The 17,692-nt window shown below is 58.2% G+C and carries 17 protein-coding genes; 10 read left to right on the top strand and 7 right to left on the bottom strand.

What is annotated here, in order from left to right:
- The first annotated feature begins 41 nt into the window (after positions 1-41).
- On the top strand, positions 42-770 hold the full coding sequence (locus tag QMK50_RS09375; protein ID WP_095168963.1) for an OmpA family protein: 729 nt from the start codon (positions 42-44) through the stop codon (positions 768-770).
- Positions 771-934: 164 nt separating this feature from the next.
- On the opposite strand, the gene QMK50_RS09370 is transcribed toward QMK50_RS09375, so the two are convergent.
- Positions 935-1,369, bottom strand: a complete 435-nt coding sequence (locus tag QMK50_RS09370) for a YhcB family protein (protein ID WP_095168962.1) — start codon at positions 1,367-1,369, stop codon at positions 935-937.
- Positions 1,370-1,515: 146 nt separating this feature from the next.
- Here QMK50_RS09370 and QMK50_RS09365 point away from each other — a divergent pair, with 146 nt between their 5' ends.
- The 3 genes from QMK50_RS09365 (at position 1,516) to zapE (ending at position 4,710) form a co-directional block, all read left to right on the top strand.
- Positions 1,516-2,145 (top strand): alpha/beta hydrolase, encoded by a 630-nt coding sequence (locus tag QMK50_RS09365; protein WP_159997911.1) that lies wholly within the window; start codon positions 1,516-1,518, stop codon positions 2,143-2,145.
- A gap of 24 nt (positions 2,146-2,169) precedes the next feature.
- Positions 2,170-3,525, top strand: coding sequence for a tryptophan--tRNA ligase (locus tag QMK50_RS09360; RefSeq protein WP_095168960.1), 1,356 nt, complete (start codon positions 2,170-2,172; stop codon positions 3,523-3,525).
- 90 nt (positions 3,526-3,615) lie between these two features.
- Entirely contained in the window at positions 3,616-4,710 is a 1,095-nt protein-coding gene (gene zapE, locus QMK50_RS09355; protein ID WP_095168959.1) for a cell division protein ZapE, read from the top strand.
- A gap of 91 nt (positions 4,711-4,801) precedes the next feature.
- Here the strand turns inward: zapE and QMK50_RS09350 are convergent, their stop codons facing one another.
- The 5 genes from QMK50_RS09350 to QMK50_RS09330 form a co-directional block, all read right to left on the bottom strand.
- On the bottom strand, positions 4,802-5,785 hold the full coding sequence (locus tag QMK50_RS09350) for an asparaginase (RefSeq protein WP_159997907.1): 984 nt from the start codon (positions 5,783-5,785) through the stop codon (positions 4,802-4,804).
- Between the two features lie 77 nt (positions 5,786-5,862).
- Complete coding sequence (locus QMK50_RS09345) at positions 5,863-7,056, bottom strand: hypothetical protein (RefSeq protein ID WP_159997905.1); 1,194 nt, start codon at positions 7,054-7,056, stop codon at positions 5,863-5,865.
- Positions 7,057-7,072: 16 nt separating this feature from the next.
- A complete protein-coding gene (locus QMK50_RS09340; RefSeq protein ID WP_320332997.1) occupies positions 7,073-7,960 on the bottom strand; it encodes a nitrilase family protein in 888 nt (295 codons plus the stop codon).
- A gap of 206 nt (positions 7,961-8,166) precedes the next feature.
- The gene (locus QMK50_RS09335; protein WP_320332996.1) at positions 8,167-10,113 is read right to left on the bottom strand and encodes a flavin monoamine oxidase family protein; all 1,947 of its coding nucleotides are present in this window, start codon (positions 10,111-10,113) and stop codon (positions 8,167-8,169) included.
- 196 nt (positions 10,114-10,309) lie between these two features.
- Positions 10,310-11,206, bottom strand: a complete 897-nt coding sequence (locus QMK50_RS09330; protein WP_174244637.1) for a GlxA family transcriptional regulator — start codon at positions 11,204-11,206, stop codon at positions 10,310-10,312.
- A 244-nt stretch (positions 11,207-11,450) separates the two neighbouring features.
- Here QMK50_RS09330 and QMK50_RS09325 point away from each other — a divergent pair, with 244 nt between their 5' ends.
- Entirely contained in the window at positions 11,451-12,587 is a 1,137-nt protein-coding gene (locus tag QMK50_RS09325) for an acyl-CoA dehydrogenase family protein (RefSeq protein ID WP_095168954.1), read from the top strand.
- Positions 12,588-12,689: 102 nt separating this feature from the next.
- On the opposite strand, the gene QMK50_RS09320 is transcribed toward QMK50_RS09325, so the two are convergent.
- Positions 12,690-13,730: an NADP(H)-dependent aldo-keto reductase gene (locus QMK50_RS09320; RefSeq protein ID WP_320332995.1), complete on the bottom strand. Its 1,041-nt coding sequence runs from the start codon at positions 13,728-13,730 to the stop codon at positions 12,690-12,692.
- 245 nt (positions 13,731-13,975) lie between these two features.
- Between QMK50_RS09320 and rplM the strand changes: the two genes are divergently transcribed.
- The 5 genes from rplM to QMK50_RS09295 all read left to right on the top strand — a co-directional run bounded on the left by rplM (position 13,976) and on the right by QMK50_RS09295 (position 17,650).
- Positions 13,976-14,404 carry a 50S ribosomal protein L13 gene (rplM, locus tag QMK50_RS09315; protein ID WP_007905295.1) on the top strand — a complete coding sequence of 143 codons (429 nt, stop codon included), beginning with the start codon at positions 13,976-13,978 and terminating at the stop codon, positions 14,402-14,404.
- Positions 14,405-14,418: 14 nt separating this feature from the next.
- Positions 14,419-14,811, top strand: a complete 393-nt coding sequence (gene rpsI / locus QMK50_RS09310; protein WP_008080273.1) for a 30S ribosomal protein S9 — start codon at positions 14,419-14,421, stop codon at positions 14,809-14,811.
- Positions 14,812-15,063: 252 nt separating this feature from the next.
- Positions 15,064-15,657: a ubiquinol-cytochrome c reductase iron-sulfur subunit gene (gene petA, locus QMK50_RS09305; protein WP_095168952.1), complete on the top strand. Its 594-nt coding sequence runs from the start codon at positions 15,064-15,066 to the stop codon at positions 15,655-15,657.
- On the top strand, positions 15,657-16,868 hold the full coding sequence (locus tag QMK50_RS09300; RefSeq protein ID WP_095168951.1) for a cytochrome b: 1,212 nt from the start codon (positions 15,657-15,659) through the stop codon (positions 16,866-16,868). The genes petA and QMK50_RS09300 overlap by 1 nt, the downstream gene beginning before the upstream one ends.
- Positions 16,868-17,650: a cytochrome c1 gene (locus QMK50_RS09295; RefSeq protein WP_095168950.1), complete on the top strand. Its 783-nt coding sequence runs from the start codon at positions 16,868-16,870 to the stop codon at positions 17,648-17,650. The genes QMK50_RS09300 and QMK50_RS09295 overlap by 1 nt, the downstream gene beginning before the upstream one ends.
- The last annotated feature ends 42 nt before the right edge of the window (positions 17,651-17,692 follow it).

Here is a 17,692-nt window from a genome sequence, read left to right as displayed (position 1 = left end):
AACGTCCGCTGCACCACAGAATGTAAAAGTAGGAGCTCTCCATGTTCACCTCGCGTCGTTTGATTATTGTCGCAACTGCCGTGGCCTTGTTGTCGGGCTGTGCGTCCCCTAACCCTTATGACAACCAGGGTCAGGCCGACGGTGGCTCCACGGGCATGAGCAAAACCGCCAAGTACGGTGGCTTGGGAGCCCTGGCTGGCGCCTTGGCGGGTGCTGCCATCGACCACAACAACCGTGGCAAGGGGGCGCTGATCGGCGCCGCCGTGGTCGGTGCTTCCGCCGCCGGTTATGGCTACTACGCCGACCAGCAGGAAAAGAAACTGCGCGCCAGCATGGCCAACACCGGGGTTGAAGTGCAGCGCCAGGGCGATCAGATCAAGCTGATCATGCCGGGCAACATCACCTTCGCCACCGATTCGGCGAACATTGCCCCAAGTTTCTACCAGCCGCTCAACAACCTGGCCGGCTCGCTGAAAGAGTTCAACCAGAACCAGATCGAAATCGTTGGCTACACCGACAGCACCGGCAGCCGCCAGCACAACATGGACCTGTCCCAGCGTCGTGCGCAAAGCGTCGCGACCTACCTGACGTCCCAGGGCGTCAGCGGTGCCAACCTGTCGGCACGTGGTGCAGGCCCGGACAACCCGGTTGCCAGCAACGGCGACGTCAACGGTCGGGCGCAGAACCGCCGTGTCGAGGTCAACCTCAAGGCAATTCCTGGCCAGCAGTATGGCGGCCAGCAGCAAGGGCAAGTGCAGCAGTACCCATGAACATCTGACTGAACCCCAGGTGTCAGACAAGCCCGCCCGGTCCTGGTGACCGGGCGGGCTTTTTTATGGCCATTGACGGCCTCTCGTGGACAAGACGCACAGGCACAAAAAAGCCCCCGGGCAATCACTCATCCGGGGGCTTTTGATGATCGCCTGAAAGCGTATTACTTCTTCAGGCCGTAATGCTCATCGAGCATGCCCGGTGCGTTGGGCGTTTTTGGCGCGTAGTCGCGAGGTGGTTCCTGGTCGCGCGGTGGCGTCAGGCGTTCCCGTGGGGCCTGGGCGGCATCGGCGTGCAGCGCGGCCAGCAGGCGTTGGCGAGTTTGCTCGTCCAGGGCCAGGCGGTTGGCACCCTCGGCGAGGTGGTCTTGTACTTCCTGGTAGCTCTGGGTGAGTTTTTTCACCAGCGTTGCGGTGCTGTTGAAGTGGGTGACCACTTCATTCTGATAGCTGTCAAAACGTTCCTGAATGTCATCCAGCTGACGCTGCGTGCTGTTAGGCACGGCATTGGGCAGCAGACGCGCAACCAGGAATCCAATAGCGACACCGGCAACCAGGGCAAGAGTCGGCAACAACCAAACTAAGAGCGAGTGTTCCACGAGTCCTTCCTCTATAAACGGCTTTGCTTTACGTTAACGGCTCGGACCTGCGCTGTATACCGCGACGAGATCGCAATCATGCCAGGCGCAGACTTTTAGCTAGACGAGTCGACCCTTCGAGAGGTCACGGAGTTCCTTCCTTGCTTATGCGTGAAACCCCTGTAGAGATTGCTGGCCCGGTGGGTCAATTGGAAGCCTTGTACCTGGATTCCCCCGAACCACGTGGCCTGGCGCTGATCTGCCATCCCAATCCGGTGCAGGGCGGCACCATGCTCAATAAAGTGGTTTCGACCCTGCAGCGCACCGCGCGCGATGCCGGCTTTATTACTTTGCGATTCAACTACCGTGGCGTGGGTGCCAGTGCCGGCAGCCATGACATGGGCACTGGTGAAGTCGATGATGCCCAGGCGGCTGCCCAATGGCTACGGGCCCGGCACCCTGACTTGCCCCTGACCTTGCTCGGTTTTTCCTTCGGCGGTTTTGTCGCGGCCAGCCTCGGTGGGCGCCTGGAGGCCAAGGGCGAAACCCTGGCCCGGCTGTTCATGGTGGCACCGGCGGTGATGCGCCTGGGGGATCAGGACCCGTTGCCGCAGCACGGCGCCCTGACCCTGATCCAGCCGGAAACCGACGAAGTGATCGACCCGCAGCTGGTTTACGATTGGTCCGCGGCCCTTGATCGCCCCCATGAGCTGCTGAAAGTGGCAGAATGCGGACACTTTTTTCACGGCAAGCTGACCGATCTCAAGGATCTGCTGCTGCCGCGCCTTTCGAATTGATAGCAGTCTGATAAGCGATTACCCATGACTACTCGTACGCGCATCCTCACCGGCATCACCACCACCGGCACCCCGCACCTGGGCAACTACGCCGGGGCGATCCGCCCGGCGATCGTCGCCAGCCGCGACAGCAATGCCGATTCGTTCTATTTCCTGGCCGACTACCACGCCTTGATCAAGTGCGACGACCCGCTGCGTATCCAGCGCTCGCGCCTGGAAATCGCCGCGACCTGGCTGGCCGGTGGCCTGGATGTGGACCGGGTAACCTTCTACCGTCAGTCCGATATCCCGGAGATTCCTGAGCTGACCTGGCTGCTGACCTGCGTTGCGGCCAAGGGCCTGCTCAACCGTGCGCACGCCTACAAGGCGTCGGTGGACAAGAACCTGGAGACCGGCGAAGACCCGGACGCCGGCATCACCATGGGCCTGTACAGCTACCCGGTGCTGATGGCCGCGGACATCCTGATGTTCAACGCGCACAAGGTGCCGGTCGGCCGTGACCAGATCCAGCACGTGGAAATGGCCCGCGACATCGGCCAGCGCTTCAACCACCTGTTTGGCCAGGGCAAGGAGTTTTTCACCATGCCCGAGGCGCTGATCGAAGAAAGCGTCGCCACCTTGCCCGGCCTGGATGGGCGCAAGATGTCGAAAAGCTACGACAACACCATTCCGTTGTTCACCAGCGCCAAGGACATGAAGGACGCGATCTCGCGCATCGTCACCGACTCCCGCGCCCCGGGCGAAGCCAAGGACCCGGACAACTCGCACCTGTTCACCCTGTTCCAAGCGTTTGCCACTGCGGCCCAAGCCGCTGAGTTCCGCAGCGAACTGTTGCAGGGCCTGGGTTGGGGGGAAGCGAAAAATCGTCTGTTCCAGCTGCTCGACAGCGAACTGGGCGAGTCCCGCGAGCGTTATCACCAACTGATTGCGCGCCCATCGGACCTGGAAGACATCCTGCAGGTCGGTGCGAAAAAAGCCCGCGCCGTGGCCACCCCGTTCCTCAACGAACTGCGTGAGGCGGTCGGCCTGCGTTCTTTCGTCAATCAGACGCAAGTCGCTGCCAGCACCAAGAAAAAAGCCGCCAAGGCCGCGCGTTTTGTCAGCTTCCGTGAAGACGACGGCAGTTTCCGCTTCCGTCTGCTGGCGGCCGATGGCGAGCAACTGTTGCTGTCGCGCAACTTTGCCGATGGCAAAGCCGCAGGGCAGGTGACCAAGCAGCTGCAATCCGGCCAGGCGCTGGATGTGCGCAGCGACGACCTGGGTTTCAGCGTCTGGCTCGAAGGCGCGTGCGTCGGCGACAGCCCGGCCTTTGCCGACAGTGCAGCGCGGGACCTGGCCATCGACGCCCTGCGGGTCGCTCTGATGCCAGTCCAGGAATAATCAGCGGCGCGGCCCGACCAAGGGCCGATTGCCATTCTTTCGGGCCGTCGCTACAGTGACGGCCCGTTTTTGTTGCCTTGCTAACGAATTATGACGCCCCTAGAACGATATCAAGCTGATCTCAAACGTCCGGAGTTCTTCCATGACGCCGCCCAGGAAACTGCCGTGCGTCATTTGCAGCGCCTGTACGACGACCTGGTTGCAGCCTCGCAGAACAAGCCGGGCCTGCTCGGCAAGCTGTTCGGCAAGAAAGACCAGGCGCCGGTCAAGGGCCTGTACTTCTGGGGCGGCGTAGGTCGCGGCAAGACTTACCTGGTCGACACCTTCTATGAAGCGCTGCCGTTCAAGGAAAAGACCCGGACCCACTTCCACCGCTTCATGAAGCGCGTGCACGAAGAGATGAAGACCCTCGGTGGCGAGAAGAACCCGCTGACCATCATCGCCAAGCGTTTTTCCAACGAGGCGCGGGTCATCTGCTTCGATGAGTTCTTCGTTTCCGATATCACCGACGCGATGATCCTCGGCACCTTGATGGAAGAGTTGTTCAAGAACGGCGTGACCCTGGTCGCGACTTCCAACATTGTGCCGGATGGCCTGTACAAGGACGGTCTGCAACGTGCGCGGTTCCTGCCGGCGATTGCGCTGATCAAGCAGAACACCGACATCGTCAACGTCGACAGCGGCGTCGATTACCGTCTGCGTCACCTTGAGCAGGCAGAGCTGTTCCACTTCCCGCTCGACGAAGCGTCCCACGAGAGCCTGCGCAAAAGCTTCCGCGCACTGACACCGGAATGCACGGCCGCGGTCGAAAACGACGTGCTGATGATCGAGAACCGCGAGATTCGTGCCCTGCGTACGTGTGACGACGTGGCCTGGTTCGACTTCCGCGAACTGTGCGACGGCCCACGCAGCCAGAACGACTACATCGAACTGGGCAAGATCTTCCATGCCGTGCTGCTCAGTGGCGTGGAGCAGATGAGCGTTACCACCGACGACATCGCCCGACGTTTCATCAACATGGTCGACGAGTTCTACGACCGTAACGTGAAACTGATCATTTCTGCCGAAGTCGAGCTCAAAGACTTGTACACCGGCGGTCGCTTGAACTTCGAGTTCCAGCGCACCTTGAGTCGCCTGCTGGAGATGCAATCCCACGAGTTCCTGTCGCGGGCGCATAAGCCGTAAGGTGTTTCGGAATATAAAAAGGGCCTGCGATTGCAGGCCCTTTTTTGTCAGCGCAAATCCTCCGCCCACAGGTTTGTACATTGTTTTGAAGTCAAATATCTTCGTTGAGATACTGCGCAAGCTCGTGCTGCCGTTGGCAACCAAGCAGCAACCAAAGCAGAATTCTGGCTTTTCGCGGACATAGAAAACCCGCCATCGATGCCCCCTTGCGGATCAAGTCCATTTCACCACCGCCAAAACCGTAAGAGGCACGTGCGGTGGAGCCGGAGCCGGTTCGGGTCGCAATGATCACCGGGATTCGTTTGGCAATATGCTCAATCGTTGTCGCCCAGCGCTGCGAGATGTGGCCAGCGCCGAAACCGCCGATCACCAGCCCGTCGTAATCGAGTGCGAGAATATTTTCCAGTAGCAGGGTGTCGGCCGAAAGTGAGGCCTCAAGTAGTGCAACCTTCTGTGTGGTCCGTTGCGGCATCGGTAACACCGTGCGCGGCCCCGGCGGGCGCAGGTAGCGAACACGGTCTTCCAACAGTAGGCCCGCGGGCCCCACGACTGGAGAGGAAAACGCCTGCAATGCCAGCGAATCGGTTTTGCGTACGCTGCACGCTTGATGAATCTGTCCGTTCATTACGACCTGGACACCGCGCTGCCGGCTGTTCTGCGCCAAGGCAACGCGACATGCATCCAGTAGATTGGCCGGTCCATCGGCACCTGGCTGAGCTGCGGAACGCATGGCACCGGTCAGCACCAAGGGGGTGTCGTAGGGCCACAGGTAATCCAAAAACACCGCGGCTTCTTCGAGGGTGTCGGTGCCCTGGGTTATCACGACCCCAACGGCGCCCTGTTTGACCTGAAACTCAGCCCAGGACAATACGTTCAACAAAAACTCGAAATCCAGGGACGCACTGGGCAGCAGGCCGAGGGTCTCGACGGTGACTCCGGCCAGTGTCGTCAGTTCCGGTATGGAAGTCAGCAGGGCTTCGCCGCTGACGGTCGGGATGACGCCTTCACCGGCATTGCTCGCTTGCATGCTTACCGTGCCGCCAAGTGCCGCGATGGACAGTTTGGGCAGGTCCATGGGATACCTCGCTTGTTTGTAATGAAAAGTGGCTGTATCCGCTATTGAGGCCGCGATACAGCCGAATGGCTGGGGCATTAATCAGCGATCAGAAAACCGATCAGCGGCACGATCAGCAGTGTACTGATGGCCATCGACAGTACATTGGCGATGTAGGCATGCATGTCGGCCGGTAATCTCCTGGCAATCACACAGGCCAGCGGTGGTGCGAGCAATGCCCCCAGCAGTGCACTTGAGACGATTATCTGCCAGTTGCCGCCATAGGCCAGGATCGCCGCGGGCACCACTGAAACCAGCGGGATGTAAGTGGGATACCAGCCGCGCAACATCCATTGTCGACGCCAGATCAGCACGCCGATGGCCGAGGCTAATGCCTGCGCGCCAATGATGTGCAGCAACAGGCCTGATCCGTACGCGGGGCTTGAAGGGTTCAAGCTGTACGCCAGCAGTGCACCCAGTATCAGGCCAAGGCTGGCCAGCTCATTGCCGAAGAACGGTGCTTCGGAAAAGTCCGCCAGAATCCGGCGCAGGCTCCAGATAACGCCATAGTCGGGCGCGTTGGCGGGGGCTATGGAGGCGGGTGGCGTTTGCGACGACCTGGATTTCACCAGGTTCGGCCAATAGCGGCAGAGCAGAAACGCCAGGACGCTGGCAACCGCCATGCCCAGCACATTGCCAATCACTGCAGGCAAGGCCAGGGGTTGGCACACGTAGTTGACGATCAGCAGGCACATCGGTGTGACGAGTACGGCGCCCATGAGTGCGCCGTTGATCGTGACCTTCCAGCCCCCGCCAAACATCAGCACCATCGCCGCTGGCAGCGAGACGAATGCTACGAATGTGGGTTGCCAGGTTGTGGCTGTCACCGTCCAGCCCCACAGCAGATTGCTCAGCAGCAGCCCGAGCAACGAACTGGTGACCAGCCAGGGCCAAAGTCCCGTTCCATAGGAGATGGCAAACCCTTGCCAGGATTTCCCCGTTCGATTCGCCCAGTAAGCCAGATAAGCGCCCGCCAGCAGGCCGATCGAGGCGAACTCGTGCTTGTAGAAAGCCACCTCGCTGATGTCACCTAACACCCAACGCAACCAGGCACTCGGTTCGGGTAGCAGCGATACCATGTCGCCGTACCCGGGCCAATGCGCTCCCCAGAAAGTCCGGTTGCTGAAAGAAAGCCAGACGATCAGCAGTGTCGCGCCGATCATTAGCAGGGCGACGGCTGTATCAATCGGTGATTTGCGCGATGGTTGGTTTTTATCGGTTGTAACTTCCATGCGATAGGCCTCCTGATCAACGTGGGAGGCAAGGGTGTTGGGTGTAGCCGAGCATCTGATCGTAAAGATCGGCTCGACGATCGCGATGCAGATCGTTCAGGTTGTTCCAGATGGGCGCACTGCGGGAGCTGGTCAGGTCGACATCGGCAAACAGGATTTCCTGCCTGTCTGCCGAAGCCACGGCGCCAATCGGCCAGCCGTTGGTTCCGGCAATCAGCGAGCAACCCAGATAGCGTGCGCCGCGCTCCTCGCCGATCCGGCTGGCGGCAGCGATAAACACGTTGTTGACGTGAGCGGCGGTCATCGTCAGATAAGACGCCATGCACTTACCGGCATCGTCGAACAGCGGCGGCGGTGTCCAGACCCAGTTGTTCAGGCTGCAAATGATGTCTGCGCCTTGCTGGGCGAGGATCCGTGGCACCTCCGGGAACCAGATGTCCCAGCAGATCAATAGCCCGATGCGGCCGATCGGTGTGTCGAAAACCGGGAAACCCAGGTCGCCGGGGGTGAACCAGAGCTTCTCCAGATTCCACAAATGGGCTTTGCGGTATTTGCCGATAAAACCATCTGGTCCCACCAGAACGCCGGTGTTGAAGAGTCGCATGCCGTCGCGTTCGGCGAGACCGGCCACGAGGTAAACGTTGTGCTCGCGGGCGAAGTCGATCCAGCTCTGCACGCTTGGCCCGTCAGGAACCGCTTCGGCATGGGCGAAGGCATCCTGTCGATTGCTGAAGAAATAGCCGGTATTGGAAAGTTCGGGCAGAACGATGAGATTCGCACCGCCGTTTACCGCTTCAAGCGCCAATTCCAGGCTGAGACGCAGATTACCTACACATTTTTCGATGCCGACTTGTGGATCGAATTGCACGACTGCTACACGAACAGGGCTTGTTGGCTCATTCATTTCCGTCGTTCCTCTTTTTATTGTTTTTCAAGCTGTTAAATGGCGTGTGTATGAGAGAGGAATCAGGAATGGGGTGTAAGTCAGCTACTTCCGTTTAGGTCGTAGTCCTTGTCCGAAAATGGATCAGAGTGATGTTTGATGGCCCTGGGTAGTCGGCGCGAGAGGTAGAGCCATGTATTGCGTGCATGGCTCTGAAACGGGGGGGATCAGATTTTGATTTGGTAGTGCGGGTAGTCGCTCAAGGAAAATCCGCCATTGAACGTCGCGGCGGTTTTGTTGCAGATATGAATCACTGCATCGACAGCACCGCGAAAACATGGCTCCGTCCAACCGGCATCGACGGAAAATGACTCGCCGGACAAATACAAGCCTGAAACATGAGCAAAGTCCCGGTTGTACTTCATCAGGCTGACGGCATCGTAGTAGGTGCCCGGTCGGTAAAGCTTGGCACAGCCCAGAGCATTTTTATCAGTGATCCAGCGCTGAACCACGGCTTGCTCAATGCCGATGTAGGGAGAGATTTTTTCCTGGACGTTGGCAGAGTTCATGAGTATGCGATCCAGCTCTTCGGCGCATCTTGACACCAGCTCCTTATCGCTGAATGAGGCGAGTTTGGTTGCGTCATCTTCCCAGGTATAACTCAGCAGGATGCAGTCATAGCTGTAATTATCGTTGTAGCGGTAGGTATAGACATCGTGGATGAAACTGTCGGTTACGATGGCTTGCGGGATGTTTTTGTTTTTCGAGAGAAATGATTTTTTCAGCGGTGCAAACACTTTGCAGCTAGTTTCCCAGTGTGCGGTTTTGTAGGCGTTAATCGTCTCGAAAGGCAGCATCTCCCGGGTGAAATTTTCGAGCTTGATTCGAGTTTCAATCAGCCAGGAGGGTAGTGTCATGATGACCGAGTCAAAGTCATCAAATTGCTCCTGGATTTGCTCGGGTTGACTGTGTTTCCAGTTGTAATGAACGCGTATTTTTTGATTGGTCAGCTTTTCCAGTTTTGTAACGGATGAGTCGGTGAGAAGCCCATTGCTTCTTTCGAGGCAATGTTCGTAGATGGACTTTCCGGTTTCATCGGTTTTCACAAACAGCAGGCATTCGTCCAAAGCGGCGAGACCGATGTAGCGGGGCTTGTCAAAACTCTGCCCCATTGAGTCAAAAACGGCTTCGCTATTCAGGTAGGGCGAATCCAGTGGATCGCCGTTTGAGTCCACACGACCATGGATCAGTTGCAATTGGCTGCTGAAACCGAAAATCGCGGTACGCAGAGGGTAGAGGCAGCAGACGTCATAAAAAGCTCCCCAGCTACCGTCACCTATACCTATTGCGTAAAAAATTGCGGACTCTTGCGCAGACATTCCCATTCCGCCGAAATCCCCGGGTGAGCGGGCATCCCAAGCTTCCAGTGTTGGCATGCTGACCAGGTCGCGGAACGAGACACTCTCGTATTTTTCAACGATAGAAGCCCATATGGCTTCCCATTCCTGGCTCGCGTAGAGCTCAGCAACGTGGCGGGTCATGCGATCGGCAAAGGCTTTCCATTTGGAATAAACCTTTTGCAATTCATCGCCGGGAGGCGGTGTGACGCCGTCTTCGTTTTTCCATATCAACATTTGCGGCGCCGATCCGCCGCCCATGCTGCCCTCCCGGAGATAGATGCCTGTCGAGTTAACCCATTGGCTACCGGGGTTGGCGAAGTCTGAAAACGCCAATTCAAATTGATTGGCGTAGTAAGCCATCAGCGACCGACCTTCTGTCGGTGGCTCATCCGCCCGGTTGAAGAAGGGCATGCGCATGGCGCCCATTTCAAACGGTGTATGGCTTGCTGTCGAGTTTCGGCTGCCGGGAACGGTCAGATGCCTGCCGCCGATGCGCCTGGATTGTTCGATGAGAGTGATATGGGTAAAGCCGCAGCGATAGAGCTCTCTGGCGGCGGTCAGGCCTGTGACGCCGGCGCCGATGATGCAGATTTTATGTTGCGGGTCAGTTGCCCTGGCGATGCCGTTTTCCTGCTCTACCAGTGCACGATAGTCAAAGCACAAATCCGGCGGATTGGGAAAGCGAGCCGCCCATTTATTTTTAGCCGAGCGCTTTGTTCGGTCGGTCTCCTTGGCGATGTATGAAGGGTAGTTGTAGCTTGATCCGATAGTCATGTTTGATCTTCCCTGATGGTTTGCAGGGAAGATGTTGAAGTTTTTAAGGGGCTGCGTCTGTGGGTAGGGTTGGGTTCTCCGGCACTATGTATTCCGCTTTTTGCGTAGGAAAATGCACAGCGAAAGAACTGCGTGGCCGGCGCAAGATTCTGTGTGGAAGCGAGCAGGCTCGCTTCCACATTCGGTTGGTGTTCGGCTACGCCGCCTGCTGAAACTGCTGCCGATACTGGTTCGGCGACAGTTCGGTGTGCTGGCGGAACAGTCGGGCGAAGAAGCTCGCATCGTCGTAGCCGACTTCGTAGCTGATGGTCTTGATGCTCTTGCGGCTGCCGGACAGCAAGCCCTTGGCGGTTTCGATGCGCAGGCGTTGCAGGTAGTGCAGCGGCTTGTCGCCGGTGGCGGTCTGGAAGCGACGCATGAAGTTGCGGATGCTCATGCCGTGCTCGCGGGCGACGTCTTCGAAGCGGAACTTGTCGGCAAAATGCTCTTCGAGCCAGTGCTGGATCTGCAGGATGATTACGTCCTGGTGCAGCTTCTGTCCGCCGAAGCCGATGCGGCCGGGGGAATAGCTGCGTTGCACTTCATACAGGATGTCGCGGGCCACGGCCTGGGCCACATTGGCCCCGCAGAAGCGCTCGATCAGGTAAATGTAGAGGTCGCAGGCCGAGGTGGTGCCGCCGGCACAAAACAGGTTGTCGGCATCCGTGAGGTGCTTGTCCTTGTTGAGCTGGACCTTGGGGAAACGCTCTTCGAAAGTGTTGAAAAAGCGCCAGTAGGTGGTCGCTTCCTTGCCATCGAGCAAGCCGGCCTCGGCCAGCCAGAACACCCCGGTGGCTTCGCCGCAGAGCACTGCGCCCCGTGCATGCTGCTCACGCAGCCACGGCAACACCTGTGGATAACGCTGGCACAGCGTGTCGAAGTCGTCCCAGAACGCCGGGAGGATGATGATATCGGCATTTTCCAGGCCGCCGTCCACCGGCATCAGCACATCGCTGAAGCTGTTGACGGGTTTGCCGTCGGGGCTGACTACACGGGTTTCAAAGCCGGGGGTCAGGCCCTGGCCCTGTTGCTTGCCGTACCGCAGGCTGGCCAGGTGGAAAAAATCCTTGGCCTGCATGAGGGTGTAGGCAAACACCCGGTCGATCGCCAGGATGCTGACGCGCCGCAACGGCGCAGAAGATTGGATAGACATAATTCAATTTATTCTTATAGGGGAAAGTGGTCACCAAGCGGCTGGATCGTCTTATTTTTTGGCGGATGTGTCCAGTGTCCCGTTGCAGGTGGTGGGATTAGTCTCTGGCATACATTTTCGTTCAACAATAACGACAGGTGCCCCGATGATCCCTAGAACCTTGTTCAGCTCCGAGCACGAATTGTTTCGCGATAGCGTGCGCACCTTCCTCGAAAAAGAAGCCGTGCCGTTTCATGCTCAATGGGAAAAACAGGGCTACATCGACCGCAAGTTGTGGAACAAGGCGGGGGAGGCGGGGATGCTCTGCTCCCACCTGCCGGAGGAATACGGCGGCCTGGGGGCGGACTTTCTCTACAGTACGGTGGTGATCGAGGAAGTCGGGCGGCTGGGCTTGACCGGCATCGGCTTCTCCCTGCATTCGGACATCGTTGCGCCGTACATCCTGCATTACGGCAGTGAGGCCTTGAAACACAAATACCTGCCCAAGCTGGTTTCGGGCGAGATGGTCACGGCCATTGCCATGACCGAGCCGGGCGCGGGGTCCGACCTGCAAGGGGTGAAGACCACTGCAGTGCTGGATGGCGACGAATATGTGATCAACGGCTCGAAGACCTTTATCACCAACGGCTACCTGGCGGACCTGGTGATTGTCGTCGCCAAGACCGATCCCAAGGCCGGGGCCAAGGGCACCAGCCTGTTCCTGGTGGAAGCCGACACCCCGGGCTTTGCCAAGGGCAAGCGCCTGGAAAAGGTCGGCATGAAGGCCCAGGACACCTCGGAGCTGTTCTTCCAGGACGTCCGGGTGCCCAAGGAGAACCTGCTGGGGCAGGCCGGGATGGGCTTCGCCTATCTGATGCAGGAGTTGCCACAGGAGCGCCTGACGGTGGCAGTAGGCGGCCTGGCGTCGGCGGAGGCCGCCCTGCAGTGGACCCTGGATTACACCCGTGAGCGCAAGGCGTTCGGCAAGTCGATTGCGGACTTCCAGAACACCCGCTTCAAGCTGGCGGAAATGGCCACTGAGATCCAGATTGGCCGGGTGTTTGTCGACCGCTGCCTGGAACTGCACCTGCAAGGCAAGCTAGACGTGCCGACGGCGGCGATGGCCAAGTACTGGGGCACTGACCTGCAATGCAAGGTGCTCGACGAATGCGTGCAGTTGCATGGCGGCTACGGCTTCATGTGGGAATACCCGATCGCCCGGGCCTGGGCCGATGCGCGGGTGCAGCGGATTTATGCGGGGACCAACGAGATCATGAAGGAGATCATTGCCAGATCATTGTAGGAACAGCTCGCTCGCGATGGTCGTCAACGATAGCGTTGAAAGCCTGGCACCCAGCGGTGTGCTCAGGCTTTTCGCGAGTAAGCTCGCTCCTACACGTGGGGGTTATGGCGCCGGGTTCGGGTGATCCTTGTGGATCGCCTCGATCCCCGCCAGCACTTCATCCGACAGCTTCAGGTCGAAGCTGGCAATGTTGCTGTCCAGTTGTTCGATCGTGGTCGCCCCGATGATGTTGCTGGTGACGAACGGTTGCTGGGTGACGAAGGCCAGGGCCATTTGTGCCGGGTCCAGGCCGTGTTCACGGGCCAGCGCGACATAACGACTGCAGGCAGCTTCCGATTGCGGGTTGAAATAGCGACTGAAGCGACTGTAGAGGCTCAGGCGGCCTTTTGCCGGGCGCGCGCCACCTTCGTATTTGCCTGACAGGAAACCGAACGCCAGCGGCGAGTAGGCGAGCAGGCCGCATTGTTCGCGGATGGCGATTTCCGCCAGGCCCACTTCAAAGCTGCGGTTGAGCAGGTTGTAGGGGTTCTGGATGGTCACCGCACGCGGCCAGCCACGGGCTTCGGCCAGGGCGAGAAAACGCATGGTGCCCCATGGGGTTTCGTTGGATAGGCCGATGTGACGGATCTTGCCGGCCTTGACCTGTTCATCCAGGGCTTGGAGGGTAACCTCAAGCGGCGTCAGGTTGACTTCGCTCTTGTGCTTGTAGCCCAGTTGGCCAAAAAAGTTGGTGCTGCGCTCTGGCCAATGCAACTGGTAGAGGTCGATCCAGTCGGTTTGCAGACGCTTGAGGCTGGCGTCCAGGGCCTGGACGATGTGTTCGCGGTTGTGCTTGAGGTGACCGTCGCGAATATAGTCGATGGTGTTGCCGGGGCCGGCGATCTTGCTGGCCAGGATCCAGTCGGCTCGGTCGCCACGGCTCTTGAAGTAGTTGCCGATGTAGCGTTCGGTGCTGGCGTAGGTTTGCGCCTGAGGTGGGACCGGGTACATCTCGGCGGTGTCGATGAAGTTAATCCCGGCGCTCTTGGCTCGCTCGATCTGCGCGAAGGCCTCTGCCTCGCTGTTTTGCTCGCCCCAGGTCATGGTTCCGAGGCAGATGGCACTGACATTCAGGTCGGTGCGGCCTAGCTGGCGATAGTCCATCGGGTGCTCCCTTGGCAAAACAATCATAAAAGCAGGTTGAAAAATTTTTCGCAATCTGCATAATTGCGCACCTCTTTCTGCAGTGGAAGTGATGCGCCGCCGCCGAAGAATCTTGCCGTTGAACGGACGCGCCGACCCGAGCCCCCGATAGCGTCTGTACCCGGCTGCCTTTGACTTGTCAAAGTACGCACTATTCAGTAAGATCCGCCGTCTAATTTACAGGGCGGCCCCTGAGGCTATAAAGAATGAAAACTTTTACTGCTAAACCGGAAACAGTACAGCGCGACTGGTTTGTCGTCGACGCTGCAGGTCAGACCCTGGGTCGTCTGGCCACCGAAATCGCGAGCCGTCTGCGTGGCAAGCATAAAGCTGAGTACACTCCTCACGTTGACACCGGCGACTACATCGTCGTTATCAATGCCGAGCAGATTCGTGTAACCGGTGCTAAAACCACCGACAAAATCTACTACTCCCACTCCGGTTTCCCGGGCGGCATCAAGTCGATCAACTTCGAAAAGCTGATCGCTAAAGCCCCTGAGCGCGTGATCGAGACCGCGGTTAAAGGCATGCTGCCTAAGAACCCACTGGGTCGCGACATGTATCGTAAGCTGAAAGTCTATGCGGGCGCTGTTCACCCTCATACTGCTCAGCAGCCCCAAGAACTGAAGTTTTAACGGAATAGTTCATTATGTCGGCGACTCAAAATTACGGCACTGGCCGTCGCAAGACCGCAACCGCACGCGTTTTCCTGCGTCCGGGCACTGGTAACATCTCCATCAACAACCGTTCGCTGGAAAATTTCTTCGGTCGCGAAACTGCCCGCATGGTAGTTCGTCAGCCGCTGGAATTGACTGAGACTGTCGAGAAGTTCGACATCTACGTCACCGTGATCGGTGGTGGTGTAAGTGGTCAAGCTGGCGCAATCCGCCACGGTATCACTCGCGCTCTGATGGATTACGACGAAACTCTGCGCGGTGCACTGCGTAAAGCTGGCTTCGTAACCCGTGACGCGCGTGAAGTTGAACGTAAGAAAGTTGGTCTGCGTAAAGCGCGTAAGCGTCCGCAGTACTCGAAGCGTTAATTCGCTTTCGCGTTCAAAGCGCCCAGTCTCCTCGCGGAGCTGGGCGTTTTTTGTGGGCGATGATTTTTGGTGTGACAACTTGCCACATCCGCAGAAGCCCTATACTACAAGGCTTGGCGGTACCCATGGGTGGTAATTACCTTGTCAGAATTGGGGCTTTTCATTACCATTCTGCAAAATTTTTATAAGTTCAGATTTTTACTTAGTAGATGCCTGATTTAACAGGCCACAAAGCTGATGGGAGAGGACTGGATGAGCAATGACGGCGTGAATACAGGCCGGCGTCGCTTCTTGGTAGCAGCCACATCCGTGGTGGGTGCTGCAGGAGCGGTGGGGGCTGCGGTCCCGTTCGTGGGGTCGTGGTTTCCCAGTGCCAAGGCGAAAGCCGCAGGTGCACCGGTGAAAGTGAATGTCAGCAAAATCGAGCCAGGTCAGCAAATGATTGCCGAATGGCGCGGTCAGCCGGTATTCATCGTCCGCCGCACCCAGGAGATTCTGGGGAACCTGACGAAGATCGAGGGGGATCTCTCCGATCCGGACTCCAAGGCCTCGGTACAGCCGACCTATGTGGATCCCAAGACGCGTTCGATCAAGCCGGAAGTGCTGCTGCTGATCGGTATCTGCACGCACCTGGGCTGTTCACCGACCTTCCGTCCAGAAGTGGCGCCGGCCGACCTCGGTCCAAAATGGGTGGGCGGCTACTTCTGCCCTTGCCATGGCTCCCACTACGACCTGGCTGGCCGTGTCTTCAAATCGCAGCCTGCGCCTTTGAACCTGCCAGTTCCCCCGCATTCCTATGAGTCGGACGACATCATTGTCGTCGGCGTCGATACGGAGAACGCGTGATGAGCAAGTTCATGGATTGGGTTGATGCGCGCTTTCCTGCGACCAAGATGTGGGAAGACCATCTCAGCAAGTATTACGCTCCGAAGAACTTCAACTTCTTCTACTTCTTTGGCTCCCTGGCACTGCTGGTTCTGGTTAACCAGATCGTTACCGGTGTCTGGCTGACCATGAGCTACACCCCGTCGGCGGAAGAGGCGTTTGCCTCCGTCGAATACATCATGCGCGACGTCGAGTACGGCTCGATCCTGCGTCTGCTGCACTCCACCGGCGCTTCGGCGTTCTTCGTCGTGGTCTACCTGCACATGTTCCGTGGCTTGCTCTACGGTTCGTACCAGAAGCCGCGTGAGCTGGTGTGGGTGTTCGGCATGCTGATCTACCTGGCCCTGATGGCGGAAGCCTTCATGGGTTACCTGCTGCCGTGGGGCCAGATGTCCTACTGGGGTGCCCAGGTGATCATCTCGCTGTTCGGTGCGATTCCGGTCATCGGCGACGACCTGACCCAGTGGATCCGTGGTGACTACCTGATTTCCGGGATCACCCTGAACCGCTTCTTCGCCTTGCACGTGGTGGCCTTGCCGATCGTTATTCTTGGCCTGGTAGTGCTGCACGTCCTGGCGCTGCACGAAGTCGGTTCGAACAACCCGGACGGCGTCGACATCAAGAAATACAAAGACGAAAACGGCGTACCGCTGGACGGCATTGCCTTCCACCCGTACTACACCGTGAAAGATATCGTCGGCGTGGTGGTGTTCCTGTTCATCTTCTGCTCGATCGTGTTCTTCTTCCCGGAAATGGGCGGTTACTTCCTCGAGAAGCCGAACTTCGAAGTGGCGAACGCCTTCAAGACCCCAGAGCACATCGCTCCGGTCTGGTACTTCACCCCGTTCTACGCGATCTTGCGTGCCGTTCCCGACAAGCTCCTGGGCGTTATCGCCATGGGTGCCGCGATCGCCGTGCTGTTCGTCCTGCCATGGCTTGACCGTAGCCCGGTCAAATCCATGCGCTACAAGGGCTGGATGAGCAAGATCTGGCTCTGGGTGTTCTGCATTTCGTTCGTGATCCTGGGTGTGTTGGGTGTTCTGGCGCCAACGCCAGGTCGTACGCTGTTGTCGCAGGTATGTACCTTCCTGTACTTCGCCTACTTCATTCTGATGCCGTTCTACACCCGGCTCGAGAAGACAAAACCGGTTCCGGAAAGGGTGACTGGCTGATGAAAAAGCTATTTGCTGTACTGATTCTTGCTGCTTTGCCTGTGTTCTCGTTCGCATCCACCGCGGGCGGTCCTGAGCTGGAAAAGGTCGACATCGACGTCTCCGATAAAGCGGCAATGCAAGATGGCGCACGTACCTTCGCCAACTACTGCATGGGCTGCCACAGTGCCAAGTTCCAGCGCTATGAGCGCGTTGCCGACGATCTGGGGATTCCTCACGATCTGATGCTCAAGAACCTGGTGTTCACCGGCGCCAAGATCGGCGACCACATGAACATTGGCATGCAGCCGGCAGACGCCAAGGCCTGGTTCGGCGCTGCGCCGCCTGACCTGACCCTGGTAGCTCGGGTGCGTGGCACTGACTGGCTCTACGGCTACCTGAAGTCGTTCTACGAAGATCCGTCGCGTCCTTGGGGCGTGAACAACAAGGTGTTCCCGAACGTCGGCATGCCCAACGTGCTGGTCGGCCTGCAAGGTCGCCAGGTCGTAGGCTGCAAACAGGTGCAGATCGTCGAGGACGGCAAGAAGCAATATGATCCGCTGACCGGTACGCCGCTGACTCATGAAGCGTGCGATCAGTTGACCATCGTGCCGAAGTCCGGTGCCCTGACCGAAGAGCAGTTCGATGAGAAGGTCAAGAATCTGGTAACCTTCCTCGCTTACTCGGCTAACCCGGTTAAGCTGGAGCATCAGCGCATTGGTACCTACGTACTGTTGTACCTGGCGTTCTTCTTCGTATTCGCTTACTTGCTCAAGCGCGAATACTGGAAAGATGTGCATTGATCTAGCTTCAAGCATTTGCTGTTAATCGCGCGCGCCCAAGGG

The organism is Pseudomonas sp. P5_152 (genome assembly GCF_033989915.1).
Taxonomy (GTDB): domain Bacteria; phylum Pseudomonadota; class Gammaproteobacteria; order Pseudomonadales; family Pseudomonadaceae; genus Aquipseudomonas.
Note: the sequence above shows the minus strand (reverse complement) of the source record. Positions and strands in the feature narration are given on the sequence as shown.

Excerpts from the sequence above, each read along its gene's own strand:
- QMK50_RS09375 (WP_095168963.1), top strand. The coding sequence starts at position 42 with ATGTTCACCTCGCGTCGTTTGATTATTGTCGCAACTGCCGTGGCCTTG.
- QMK50_RS09365 (WP_159997911.1), top strand. The coding sequence starts at position 1,516 with ATGCGTGAAACCCCTGTAGAGATTGCTGGCCCGGTGGGTCAATTGGAA.
- QMK50_RS09360 (WP_095168960.1), top strand. The coding sequence starts at position 2,170 with ATGACTACTCGTACGCGCATCCTCACCGGCATCACCACCACCGGCACC.
- zapE (WP_095168959.1), top strand. The coding sequence starts at position 3,616 with ATGACGCCCCTAGAACGATATCAAGCTGATCTCAAACGTCCGGAGTTC.
- QMK50_RS09350 (WP_159997907.1), bottom strand. The coding sequence starts at position 5,785 with ATGGACCTGCCCAAACTGTCCATCGCGGCACTTGGCGGCACGGTAAGC.
- QMK50_RS09345 (WP_159997905.1), bottom strand. The coding sequence starts at position 7,056 with ATGGAAGTTACAACCGATAAAAACCAACCATCGCGCAAATCACCGATT.
- QMK50_RS09340 (WP_320332997.1), bottom strand. The coding sequence starts at position 7,960 with ATGAATGAGCCAACAAGCCCTGTTCGTGTAGCAGTCGTGCAATTCGAT.
- QMK50_RS09335 (WP_320332996.1), bottom strand. The coding sequence starts at position 10,113 with ATGACTATCGGATCAAGCTACAACTACCCTTCATACATCGCCAAGGAG.
- QMK50_RS09325 (WP_095168954.1), top strand. The coding sequence starts at position 11,451 with ATGATCCCTAGAACCTTGTTCAGCTCCGAGCACGAATTGTTTCGCGAT.
- QMK50_RS09320 (WP_320332995.1), bottom strand. The coding sequence starts at position 13,730 with ATGGACTATCGCCAGCTAGGCCGCACCGACCTGAATGTCAGTGCCATC.
- rplM (WP_007905295.1), top strand. The coding sequence starts at position 13,976 with ATGAAAACTTTTACTGCTAAACCGGAAACAGTACAGCGCGACTGGTTT.
- rpsI (WP_008080273.1), top strand. The coding sequence starts at position 14,419 with ATGTCGGCGACTCAAAATTACGGCACTGGCCGTCGCAAGACCGCAACC.
- petA (WP_095168952.1), top strand. The coding sequence starts at position 15,064 with ATGAGCAATGACGGCGTGAATACAGGCCGGCGTCGCTTCTTGGTAGCA.
- QMK50_RS09300 (WP_095168951.1), top strand. The coding sequence starts at position 15,657 with ATGAGCAAGTTCATGGATTGGGTTGATGCGCGCTTTCCTGCGACCAAG.
- QMK50_RS09295 (WP_095168950.1), top strand. The coding sequence starts at position 16,868 with ATGAAAAAGCTATTTGCTGTACTGATTCTTGCTGCTTTGCCTGTGTTC.